The organism is Gimesia panareensis (genome assembly GCF_007748155.1).
GTDB lineage: Bacteria > Planctomycetota > Planctomycetia > Planctomycetales > Planctomycetaceae > Gimesia > Gimesia panareensis.
On the sequence record NZ_CP037421.1, the window covers coordinates 3,692,831 to 3,704,967 of the forward strand.

The 12,137-nt window shown below is 53.2% G+C and carries 9 protein-coding genes; 3 read left to right on the forward strand and 6 right to left on the reverse strand.

Going from position 1 to position 12,137, the window contains the following annotated elements; genetic code table 11:
* Nucleotides 1-19: 19 nt before the first annotated feature.
* The 5 genes from Enr10x_RS13915 to Enr10x_RS13935 all read right to left on the reverse strand — a co-directional run bounded on the left by Enr10x_RS13915 (nt 20) and on the right by Enr10x_RS13935 (nt 5,176).
* Nucleotides 20-349, reverse strand: coding sequence for a hypothetical protein (locus Enr10x_RS13915; protein ID WP_145450041.1), 330 nt, complete (start codon nt 347-349; stop codon nt 20-22).
* A gap of 498 nt (nt 350-847) precedes the next feature.
* Nucleotides 848-1,276, reverse strand: coding sequence for a hypothetical protein (locus Enr10x_RS13920; RefSeq protein WP_145450045.1), 429 nt, complete (start codon nt 1,274-1,276; stop codon nt 848-850).
* On the reverse strand, nt 1,273-1,524 hold the full coding sequence (locus Enr10x_RS13925) for a hypothetical protein (protein ID WP_145450048.1): 252 nt from the start codon (nt 1,522-1,524) through the stop codon (nt 1,273-1,275). Before Enr10x_RS13925 ends, Enr10x_RS13920 begins: the two co-directional genes overlap by 4 nt.
* Before the next feature lie 120 nt (nt 1,525-1,644).
* The gene (locus tag Enr10x_RS13930) at nt 1,645-2,220 is read right to left on the reverse strand and encodes a hypothetical protein (protein ID WP_145450051.1); all 576 of its coding nucleotides are present in this window, start codon (nt 2,218-2,220) and stop codon (nt 1,645-1,647) included.
* Nucleotides 2,221-2,539: 319 nt separating this feature from the next.
* The gene (locus Enr10x_RS13935; protein ID WP_197997607.1) at nt 2,540-5,176 is read right to left on the reverse strand and encodes a glycosyltransferase; all 2,637 of its coding nucleotides are present in this window, start codon (nt 5,174-5,176) and stop codon (nt 2,540-2,542) included.
* A gap of 555 nt (nt 5,177-5,731) precedes the next feature.
* Between Enr10x_RS13935 and Enr10x_RS13940 the strand changes: the two genes are divergently transcribed.
* From Enr10x_RS13940 to Enr10x_RS13950, 3 genes are all read left to right on the forward strand, one after another.
* Complete coding sequence (locus Enr10x_RS13940; RefSeq protein ID WP_145450058.1) at nt 5,732-5,980, forward strand: hypothetical protein; 249 nt, start codon at nt 5,732-5,734, stop codon at nt 5,978-5,980.
* Between the two features lie 165 nt (nt 5,981-6,145).
* On the forward strand, nt 6,146-9,664 hold the full coding sequence (locus Enr10x_RS13945) for a PSD1 and planctomycete cytochrome C domain-containing protein (RefSeq protein ID WP_145450060.1): 3,519 nt from the start codon (nt 6,146-6,148) through the stop codon (nt 9,662-9,664).
* 36 nt (nt 9,665-9,700) lie between these two features.
* Entirely contained in the window at nt 9,701-11,191 is a 1,491-nt protein-coding gene (locus Enr10x_RS13950) for a DUF1501 domain-containing protein (protein ID WP_145450063.1), read from the forward strand.
* A 320-nt stretch (nt 11,192-11,511) separates the two neighbouring features.
* Here the strand turns inward: Enr10x_RS13950 and Enr10x_RS13955 are convergent, their stop codons facing one another.
* Nucleotides 11,512-12,135: a hypothetical protein gene (locus Enr10x_RS13955; protein ID WP_145450066.1), complete on the reverse strand. Its 624-nt coding sequence runs from the start codon at nt 12,133-12,135 to the stop codon at nt 11,512-11,514.
* Nucleotides 12,136-12,137: the final 2 nt, after the last annotated feature.

Sequence of the window (12,137 nt, forward strand, 5' to 3'; positions counted from 1 at the left end):
CTTGTTATTTTCGCTACGCTCAAATAACAAGCACCACTCCGCCACACAGATAATTTACAGAAGAGATGTTACAGTAACCTAAAAGAGCTTCCACTTCACCATTGGAATTAAGTACGACAAGTAGTGTGAGTCCACCAAAAATCCGCTTGTTTGTCGACAAATCTCCCTCGGGTAATTGAAGTAAAAATTGTTCATCGGAATTAATCGTGGAATCCAAGTAACATAAACCACCTGCTTTCGCAGATTGAAGAATTCCTTCCTCACTCTCTGAAAGTGCTTCTACTCCCTCCCAATCGCATGGTTCTACAGGTTCCTCATATTCATTCCATATGATTTCATAACGCGACAAATCAGGATGCCTGAGCCTGCTTGCTCAATATTTTCTCTTGCATCATGACCGAGTGTAACAGCATGGGGCCAGGGTTCCCCGACTGGATCCTGGTAAATTTGAATCAATTTAATACCAGGTATTTCCAGTCTAGGGGTGATGCATTCAAATTGGGCTAAAAATGCCAGCTCTTCTCCATTTGGTCCAGCAGGAAACGAATCAGGTAAATGAGATGGAAGACCACCAATACAATCCAGGCGCCCTCTCAAATCAGTTACGAACTTCATCAAATAAGTCTTTGCCATTTGAACCTGTCTCTGATAATTCCCAGTTTTTTACACATCAGGGAAATCGTCATCCCCTGGGCGAGATGGACTGCGACTTCCCGGAGCTTCGAAATCATCTTTTCGGATGAATGACGCGTGGTGGGCATGTTTGCCTCATCCTCAATTGGTCCAGAATCCTGACCAGGACAGCAGGTTCTGGATACGGTTAAGGGGGGCACGTCAAAAGCATTCACTAAAATTGTGAAAAATAACCTTCAATCTTTTTCCCGTCAGGGCCAAGGGTGTGTGTTTGGTAATACAGAGGAAATATCGGGTCCTCAGAATGGCGAATTGAATTCTGCAGCCTTTGTAATGTCTGTTTTTGGAGATCAGCTACAGAAGTCGAGAAGGGAAAGCGATTGCCAGCAAAAAATATTTCCACCATATTAACCTCAGCATCTTCACAATCGCATAAAATACATCCCAACATTACTAAACCATCAGGTGTTTTAAAATCTGACTTGATTGTTAAGGGGTCACAGTCCATCGTAAATGGATCAGCTGCAGTAACAGGACGAATAATCTCTGAATCATCATCATCGAATGCCCCCCAGACCGGATACATTTCTAAGTACTCGAGTGTTAAATTCCAGTGATAGATTTTTAAGTCTTCCAAACTCACGAGCAATGCTCCTTGCCGCGCGTTGTGCCTTTTGCCTTGAACGATGATGATTTCGTTCCATCATCAATGAAACCATCGCGAACCTGCTTGTGGAACCTGCTTAGAACTGCATCACCATGAAGACTCAAACGAGCAATGGGTACCTTGTCGATTCCAGCTTGTTGATCTGCGACAATTTTACGATTGTTTAATGAATCTGGATTACCTTTATAATCTACCAGCTCCAGGGGAGAAATTCGATGAATCATCGATGGATCAGACCGAAGCTCCTTTATCAAAGCTGATATGTTTGAACTTCCGCTGGATCAAGAATGGTTCCCGTTTCTAAATCAAGGACTCAATCTTACCGATCTGAACCTCAGCAATGGTTAGAATTTCGGCGGAAAGATCGAACCATGAGTCATCCAGGGCTCGGAGCTACGAAATGATGTCAAGTCGATGAAATCGGCAGCAACATCTCTCAGTTCTTGTTCGGTCGTTGGTTTCGGGAACAAGTTGTCGGGGATGACCAACACTCCGAGAAACGGGAGAGCGACAGTGGCGTCGATTTGCATTTGCGGGTTCTCGTCGCCGTTGTGAAACCCGTAAAAATCAACGACCATCTTCACCTGTGTCTCGAACAGATTCTCGCTTTGGTGTCGCAGAGCAAGCTCTGTATGCGTGCCGATGTCATGCTCCGTCAGATAGAACGATGACTCAATACCCTCTTCACCGTAATCCACGGATAACCGGCGACCGTCGAGTTCGAGCCAGTTGCGAAGCCGCCACGGAATCCATTCGCACATCATTGAGCAAGAGTATTCATCACCACCATAACTGATTGGCTCGAATTTTATCGATATCGACCAGAATAAGCCGCGTGCCAACCCTGTGTGCCGATTCTCAAAGATGTGAGCGAGAATCTGACCGCCAGATGGCACGAGCGTTGTATTGGGAAATGCCATAGATTGGTTTCCTCATGGGGCGTGGACTGACAATTAGGTAGAATCAGGTCTTAACTCTACCTGGAAATCGTTTTTTTTTCGACCTATGCAGTCGCGCAAAACCATGACATAGAGACTTCACCCTACGTGACAGTCCAGGTCAAGTGGTCTACCATGAGTCAATCACTTCTGGGAGGCCAACATGACCATCGCCTGTTATGTTCTAGAACCCAGCCGTCACCAGAAAGAGACAACCAATGTGCGGAAATCCAGAAGTGGCCAGACGCCAACAGCAACGCCCCAAAGCAAATTGAGTGGTGTGCCTCTCAGAAACATCCCGTCAATTCCCTGCCTGTCGTGGAACAAACCACAAAGCGCCAGTAGCTGGGTAAACAGCTTCGCCCTGGTCAGGCGGCAAAAACGGCAGTCCACCGACTGGCTGATAAAACTCACGATCCACAGCTCCCGCGACAATGGCGGTCGCTCGTGAATCCGCCTCGGCGGTTCGGAGCGGGGCTCCTTGCCGACCGTCGGTCGCCGTTTCGAGTGCCGCGACGGCGGGAGAGGCTTTTCGCTGCTGCAGATAGATGATCGTAACCTTCGGTGTTTTCCAGAGAGTCTGGACCGCCGAATTCTCAAAGCCTATCCGATACCGCTTTTCGGCCTCGACATCGTTTTCCAGAAACAAGTAGGCGCCCTGTTGTCGGTCGATGTGTTCCGCCAACTGATCCAGGTCGTGATTTGGCATGTAGGTAATGTCATTTCGCTGCAGGTAAAACGGAACCGAATCCCAGGTCTTACCGCAACAGATCACTTCGGCGGGGCTGTGCATCATCTGCTCCCGCAATGGGGAAGAGGCCGGAAGCACCGTATGAACCTGCCCCCACGCGGGAAACCAGTCCTGAGTCGTCTGGAAAACCATGACAAATGCCGTGAGGGCAAACACGCCGAACAGATGCTGCGGTGACCAGCGTTTGCGTAACACCCAGGCCCCCACGAGCGCGGCGATCCAGAGGATCGATTCATAGCTGGCCTCGAACGGTTCATCCAACCGCAGGAGATAAGTCACCGAACAGGCGACGACGCTCACAAAACACAACGCCAACAGGCCGTTCTGAAACCGCGAATGCAGGAAGTTCCATTCGGGAAGCCACCGCGGCGACAAAGCCCCCATCGTTGCCAGAAAGTGTCCGAGCGCCAACGCGATCGCGGGCCAGGCCGGAAGGATGTAAGTCGGCAGTTTGCCCTTGGAGACTGAGAAGAACATCACACACCAGACAGCCCACAGCGCAAGAAACCCCAACCCCAGAAAGCGAGTCGCACGGAGTTCCTTCGACCGCTTCAGGAGATAGACAGCCAATGGCACCAGGAGTAATCCCCAGGGCATCCAGGCCAGAAGCAGCACCGGGACATAAAACCAGAATGGCTGTGGGTGGTTCACCGAATACAGAAACCGGCCGAAGTTATGTACCCAGAAGAAATGATGCACAAAACCCGGCTCACGCAGGCTGACAGCGACATACCAGGGGGCCGCCACTGCACACGCCGTCAGGAGATAAACCAGCCAGGCGCCGAATCCCGGTCGACTCTTCAATCGGCTCAGCCAGCAATACACGACTACCGGCGGCGCCAGAAGCAGCAATGCAACGGGACCTTTCGTCAAGAATCCCAATCCGCAAGCTACCGCCGAGGCGATCCACCATGACCAGCGAAAACGTCCGCTCGCCACCGCTTCATACGCCAGAAACAGCGAAAGCGTGACCACCAGCGCGAGCAGGCTGTCGAGAATCAGAAACCGTCCGCAAATCACGAACCCCAGCGACAAACACATTATCAGCGCTCCCAGGAACGCCGACCGGGTGTTTAGCATCCGCGCACCGAACACAAACGTGAGCAGTACCGTCAAAAAGGCCGAGGCGGCGGGCACGAGTCGGGCTGCCTGATCGGTGGGACCGAAGAGCTTGTAACTGACCGCGCAAAGCCAATAAAACAAGGGCGGTTTATCCAGATAGGGCTTGAATCGGAGCGTGGGCACGATCCAGTCCCCGCGGGCAATCATTTCACGGGGGATTTCCGCATAGCGGCCTTCATCCGGCTCAATCAGAGGATACGACAGATTCGGTAACAGGAGTGTTCCCGCAACCACCACGAGCAGCATAAACGCCAGCCAGAAATGCCGGTTGGACTCTGACGCAGCCGGCTTTTCTGCGCTGAACACCACTTGCGTCCACCAGAACGGTAACAGGGTTTTGAGCGTTTCGGGAATGTCCCACAGCGAAACTTTGCTTTCCCCCGCCGCCCGGGGACGATGGCGAACTCCCACATCCACTACCGATAAATCCTGTCTGCGGGCCTTGCAGAACATTTCGGTGTTGGCGAAAAAGTTGTTCGCCTCTGGTAGAAACTGCTGGAGCGTATCCCGATGATAAATCTTCAACGCGCAATCGATGTCACGAATTCCAGTGCCGATCAGCAGCTGGATGAGAGTATTATACCCCCAGGAGAAAAACCGCCGCCTGGCAGGATCTTTGCGATCAATGCGATAACCCGACACAATATCAAACTGATCAGCCAGGGGCAGCATGTATTCCAGATCGCTTAACTCAAACTGGCAGTCGGCATCGGTGAAGGACACCAACTCAAACCGCGCGGCTTGAAAACCCGCCCGGAGCGCCGCCCCGTATCCCATGTTCCGCGGTTGCTTGATCAACCGCACACACGGATTGGTAACCGATTCTTCGAGCACGATTTCTGCCGTCCGGTCGGCGGAGCCATCGTCCACGATGAGGATTTCATACTCGGCAAGCATTCCGCCCAGGGCTGTGGCTGCTTCGCTAATCGCCTGCCGGATAGTGTCCTCTTCGTTGTAGGCCGGTATCACCATCGACAGACGGTGATTCCCCTGATTCGAGCCAGCCTCTGGAACCTCTGTGCTCCGTTTCATCGGCTCGATAGCTAAATTGTTTGAAATCTCCATGGTTCGGCCCTCCTTTGCCGATTTCATATCGAATCTCACCGACAACATCCTGAACCAGGAAAAGATGCAAGACACATCAAAAATACGATGTAGCATCTCTCCATGTATCGGCGAATTATTATTCGTCGGAAATGTATCTATAAGCAGGGAAAGGGAAAAGACTTATATTCCCTCTGTCAAGGGGGTCTGCATGGGGACCTCCTGGCCCTCAAGTATACCCTATCTCCTGAAATAGCAACATGTTACAGGAACACCCTGTAAATCAATAGCAGCAACGGCTTTACGTTGTCTTGCGATTATTTTTCGACGTAACATACTAAATTCATAGTACTTGCGATTACCAGCAAAGCCGTAGCAGTTAAACTATTCAGAATTAATCAAAAATAACCATTCCCACTGCCTATTTGTAAAGTCTTTTCACAACTGAAGTACCATCGCGTTGTGCCACAGACGCGCCCAAGACATAGAGCCGCTACAAGCAAGCCAATCATCAGAGAGAGCATTTTTCTTTGATTCACGCCGGTTCAATAGCAGTGAGCCTATTTCGGCGTGGGCATGTCCGGCGGAAACTGGGCCTTCAATCTCCGAGATGGTTCACCAGAGCGTCTGAATTACCGCGAATGGCGTCTGGTCGTCGGCTGGGAGTCTACGCCTCCCCGCACTCCCGGACGATTTCAAACCCCGGGCGTCAGCTATCTGATCGAAGCGGGTTATGTCTTCAGTCGCAAGTTTGAACGGGAACATCAGGCAGCAGACATCAAGATCGATAATACTCTGCTTTTGCACTCGGGCATCCGCTTTTAACCGCTCGTCCTCTATAACCGTCAAACGTGTTTCACCACCAAAAAACAGTTCTCCAATAATTTTCAGGTATTCGGATTCCAGTCTGGAGATTGAACTCAGCAAAATATAAAATAAATTAAGAAACTCGCCCTGAGACCAGCCTCATCTGCACTGTGGAGATCTCCCATGCAATGGCCTACCCTCTTCGTGTCCTGTTGCGTCAGTCTGTGTGTCTCTCTCCCGCTTCAGGCGGAAACACCTCCCGTCCCCGTTGACTACACACAACAGATCAAACCCCTGCTCAAGGCCCACTGTTTCGCCTGTCATGGCGTGCTGAAACAGGAATCAGCCTTACGCCTTGATGCGGGGAAATTCATTCTCAAGGGAGGCGAAATCGGTAAGGCCGTTGTCCCGGGGAATTCCGCAGAGAGTCTGCTCTTTCAGGTGATCGGCGAAGATCCGGATTTCGCCATGCCGCCGGAGGGACAGGGACGCAAACTGACTCCTGAAGAGGTCGCCTTGATCCGCACCTGGATCGATCAGGGAGCACATTTTCCAGCCAACGATTCTCCCGAACCAGCGCCTACAGAACACTGGGCCTTTCAACCAGTCAAACGTCCTGCCGTACCACAGACCAATACTCCCTCGCAAAATCCTATCGACGCTTTTCTACTGGCCCGTCAGTTGGAAGTCGGACTGACTCCACAACCCCAGGCGGACAAAGCGACCCGGCTTCGTCGACTCTATCTGGATCTGATCGGTCTGCCTCCCCGCCCGTCAGAACTCTCTGCTTTTCTGAACGACACCCGCCCCGATGCCTGGCAGCGCGTAATTGACGACCTGCTCAGCCGCCCGCAATACGGCGAACGCTGGGGACGTCACTGGATGGACGTCTGGCGTTACAGCGACTGGTACGGCAGACGGGGCGCGAAAGACATGACCAACAGCTATTCCCTGACCTGGCGGTGGCGCGACTGGATTATTCGCTCACTCAATGAAGACAAAGCATATGACGTGATGGTCCGTCAGATGCTGGCAGCAGACGAACTTGCCCCCAACGACCGGGAGAATCTGGTCGCCACCGGATTCATCGTTCGGAATTTTTACCGCTGGAACTACCATACCTGGCTCAAGGACAACGTCGAACATACGGCCAAAGCGTTTCTGGGACTGACCATGAACTGCTGCGAATGCCACGATCATAAATATGATCCGATCAGCCAGGAAGAATACTTCGCCTTTCGGTCCCTGTTTGAACCAATCGACCTGAGACACGATCGGGTCCCCGGCGAAGCCGATCCGGGTCCCTTTCCCGATTATAAACTGAGTGTGCGCAATGGACCGGTTCGCACCGGCATGGTCCGCATCTACGATCGACACCCCGAAGCTCTCGCCCGGTTTTATACCGGTGGCCTGGAACAGAACATCGTCAAAGACAAGCCCCCCATCGAAGCCGGTACGATTCAGTTCCTGGGCGGCGATGAAATTCAGATCCAACCGGTCAAGCTGCCGGCGACCGCCTGGTATCCCGGACTCAAACCGTTTGTGATCGAGGAGGAAACACAACAGAGAACGACGGCTTTACAGCAGGCACAGCAGAAATGGGACGCGGAGTCTACCAGGCTCGAACAACAGCTTAAGAAACATGAGCAAACACAGACCAAGCTGCTGGTAGAGTACAGAGCCTGGCAGGAGTCTCAACGAACCGCGGACAGCCCGTCCAGCCAGCAGACACTGCAGTTGACCGGTGGAGAGGGTCGGCGCGCGCTCGCCCGCGAACTGACGGGCTGGAACGAACTGCCTGAGCAACTGAACATTCACTTTCAGCTGACACTCCACGCCGACAAGATGGTGAATTTTCAACTCTCGAACGACCTGACCGCCGGGAGGACTAATCTGTATGTCGCTTTCGAGGCGGGGAACATTCTGACTTATGCCCCCGGCACCACAAATGTCGCCAGCATCGGTTCTTTCCCGACCGAGGCGATGCCAGTGGATCTGCAAGTCCACCTCAAGCTGCAGCCCTCAAAAGACATCGCCCTGCTGACGGTCACCCGCAGCCAGGATCAATCCCTCATCATCAAAGAGACGCCGATTGCCCTCAATGGCTGGAATCCGGCCAACAGTGTCAACCGCGGTCTCTTCCTCGACGCCCACGCCGGCAGCCGCGCAGAATTTGATCACATCGTCTTTCTGGAACCGGGAGGCCGGGAACTCAACCGGTTCGATTTTGAATTTCCAGACTACTCCGAGGGCGCAGATGTCACGAGCGCGACCGACTGGATCCTCACGCGGTTCAGTAAAGGGAATGCGACTTCGAAAATCACGCTCCAAAAACCGCTCTCCCCCGAGGAACAACAGTGGCAGCAGAAAATCAGCGCAGCCCGCCAGCAGCAGACTCTGGTTCAGCTGAAGCGGGACTTGCTGCAAGCGGACTTAGAAGCGGCCCGAGCCGAACTCGTGCAGTACCAGGCTCGTGTCGACGCTGCCCGCGCCCGTCACATCGACGAGTCACCGGAGGCCGATTCCCTGGCGCGTGCTGCCTGTCAGGCGGAATGGAAGGCGAAACGAAATGCTTCTCAGCAGCAGGTCGCAGCCGCCGCATTAAAACTGCACTCCGCTCAACTGCTCCCCGAGACAGAGATAACACGCAGCAAACAGATTCAGGATGCACAACAACAGCTCACGCAGGCCCGGACCGCGCTGGTGGCTGCTGAAAAACCACGGGATGCACAGTCGAACGACTTCGCTCCCCTGAGCCGGATCTTCCCCCAACAGAGTTCCGGGAGGCGAGCCGCCCTGGCGCAGTGGATTACCAGCCCAGACAATCCGCTTACAGCCCGGGTTGCTGTCAATCACATCTGGATGCGACACTTCGGACAACCACTGGTCGATTCCGTCTATAACTTTGGACGCAGCGGCGCCCAGCCAACGCATCCGCAGCTCATTGACTGGCTCGCTGCGGAACTCATGGCACATGACTGGAAAATGAAACACATTCATCGACTCATTCTCAGCAGCGACGCTTATCAGCGAAGTTCGAAGGGAGTCGAAGCCGGACATGCGAATCTGGCCGCAGACCGCGACAATCGACTGCTCTGGAAATTCCCCCTGCGCAGAATGGAAGCGGAAGTCGTTCGTGACAGCCTGTTTTATCTCGCCGATGACCTCGATGCGACGATGTTCGGACAGGAACTGGAACAGGACCAGGGACTCACAACCAACCGCCGCAGTCTCTACTATTCCTATCACGGCGAAGCGAAAATGGAATTCCTGGCCCTGTTTGACGGGCCCAGTTCCACCGACTGTTACCGCAGGCAGACCACGGTCCGGCCCCAGCAGGCACTCGCTTTGACCAACAGCCAGCTGGCACTCAAACAAGGCCGCAGGATCGCTGCGAATCTCTGGTCGGAACAGGCACAACTCACAGGGAAAAGTCCGTCTGAACAGAAACTAGATTTCATCAGGAATACATTTGAACTGATACTCGCTCGCGCCCCCAACCAGCGGGAGCAGACTGCCGCACTCCGTTTTCTGGAACAGCAACAGTCACTGTTCCAGAAAGCTGACTCTCAAACGACAGACCAGAAACCGCCCAAGAATAACAAGCCCTTTGAACAACCCGCTGCCGATCCAGCTGCCCGCGCCCGGGAAAGCCTGGTGCAGGCGCTGTTCAACCATAATGATTTTGTCACCATCCGTTAAAACCGCGTCTGCAAACCATACAGACAGGACGAAACCATGCCATCAGACCTGACGACCATGCATCCCCCCTGCGGCCAGATCCAGCGTAGAACGTTCCTCTCCGACCTGGGCTTCGGGGCCACCGGTATGGCCTTGAGCATGCTGCTGAACCGTGAACGCTCCGGGCAGGCCGCCAGTACAAGTTCGGGAGCGGACACCCAGGGTCCGCATTTCACACCGCGAGCCAAGTCGGTGATCTGGATCTTTCTCTCCGGTGGTTACAGCCAGATGGAGACTTTTGACCCGAAACCGGAGTTGAATAAATACGGCGGCAAGACGTACGCCGATACTGTCTATCCTGACCCGTTTCAGGATCCGCGTTACCAGGAGCGGGCTCGGTCTGTGGTGAAAGTCAAACGCGAGCATGACAAAATCATGCCGATGCAGGTCGGCTTTCGCAAACAGGGGGAGTCCGGAATCGAGATCACCGACTGGTGGCCCCATCTGGCAACCTGTGTCGATGACATCTCGTTTGTCCGTTCGATGTATACGACCGATAATGACCACGCCGCCGAGTTCCAGATTCATCACGGGCGTCACAAGCTGGACCAGAAACAACCGGTCGTCGGTTCGTGGCTGAGTTACGGTCTGGGCAGCCTGAATCAGAATCTGCCGGAATATGTCTTTCTGGGCTCATATACCGACACACGCGTCAAAGAAAACTTCAGCCCCGATTACCTGGGGCCTAAATACATGGGTGTGGAATTTTCACTCGACCCCAACAATCCGCTCCCGTTTGGTGCGCGTCCCCAGACGGTCCTCGAAAAAGAACAGGCCAATCAGTACGCACTGATCAATGAACTCAATCGCATTTCGTCAGTCGAGTACCCGCACGACGAAAAACTCCGGGCCCGGATCAACTCGTACGAACTCGCGTTCCGCATGCAGCGTTCCGTACCCGAGGCCCTGAATCTCGACACGGAGACAAAAGAAACACAGCGTCTGTACGGCATTGATGAAAAAGAAACCTCAATCTACGGAAAACGCCTGCTGGCCGCACGTCGCCTGGCGGAACGGGGCGTCCGGTTTACCCAGGTGTATCTGAGTGGCTATGGTGAATGGGACTCGCATCAGAAACTCAAGGAAAATCACACCCGGTCCTGCAAACGCGTCGACAAGCCGGTTGCCGGCCTGCTCAAAGACCTCAAACGCCGCGGAATGCTCGATGACACCGTCGTCGTCTTCTGCACGGAGTTCGGCCGTACCCCTGCGGTGGAAACCCGGGGAAATACCAAAATGCCCAGCGGGCGTGATCATCATCCTCACGGTTTCACCATCTGGTTTGCTGGTGCTGGCATTAAACGCGGTTACGTCCATGGAGCAACCGATGAACTCGGCTTTCATGCCGTCGAAGCGCCGCACTATGTCACCGACATTCATGCCACTCTATATCACCTGCTAGGTCTCGATCCCACCCGGCTCGACATCCCCGGCAGAAAACGCCTGGAAATTGATCGAGGCAAACCGATCCTGGACATACTCAGCTAGTCACTCATTTTTGTATCCCTTCGCTGGTTCCACTGATTTCACTTCTTTCATTCTTACAACAAATGAGCCAGGACGGTGCTAAACTCCTGTCCGATTCAGCAAATCCAAACAACGATTATCATGCCAACAGTGGGAAGAGATCATCGGCATATCACGGCACAAAAGTGTCGAGAACTCGCGTGAAATTGTCCGCTATGTCGTGACAGATTTCTGGGCAATCACTGCGAGTTTCAAGAATCAGCAGGCTATCCGAAATCCATCTGAAATGCGTATCAGCTTTACGGTACCGGGGAGCGGTGAGCAGTCTTCATCGAGAAGAGTTACTTCTGCAGATTGCGGTAAAAAGTGGTGCGAATGTTTCGCATCGACTGCCAGATATTGGCTTTCAAATCCTGCGGCGAAACACAGGCGAACAGATAGCCGTGCCCGGTTGTTTTGTCCGTCCAGGTCTGGATGATCAGATTCAGGGATTGCTGCTTCTGGGTGACAAACGGTTCCGTCCATTGGACCGTTGCTGAATATTCTGTAAGCCCGGGGGGATAAATCTGCTGTGGATCGACCGGCGTGGCTTTGGTCAGTTTGCAGGTAAACCCGCTGGTATCGATTTTCTTTTTTCGGCTGTTGAAGATGGTTCGAGACAGCCCCTGATAATACTTGAGTAACTCGCGTTCGATGTTTTTTTGTGTCAGTTCGGTGCCGGGATCGATTTTAAATACGAAGAAGTAGGAGAAAAACGTGTTCGATTTCTCCTGAAACATGCCCGGCGAAAACCGGGCTTCTTCGATCCCTTTGAACTGCATTTCCCTGGCAAAGGAAGGGGGCAGCGGAATCTGCTCCCCCTTCCAGCCTGCGGGAACTGTGATCAGCTTCGCCAACTCCGCATCGGCAGCCAGCACGGCGCTCGTCCCAGACAGAATTGCCAGCAAAACTGCAAAACGGCGCATAT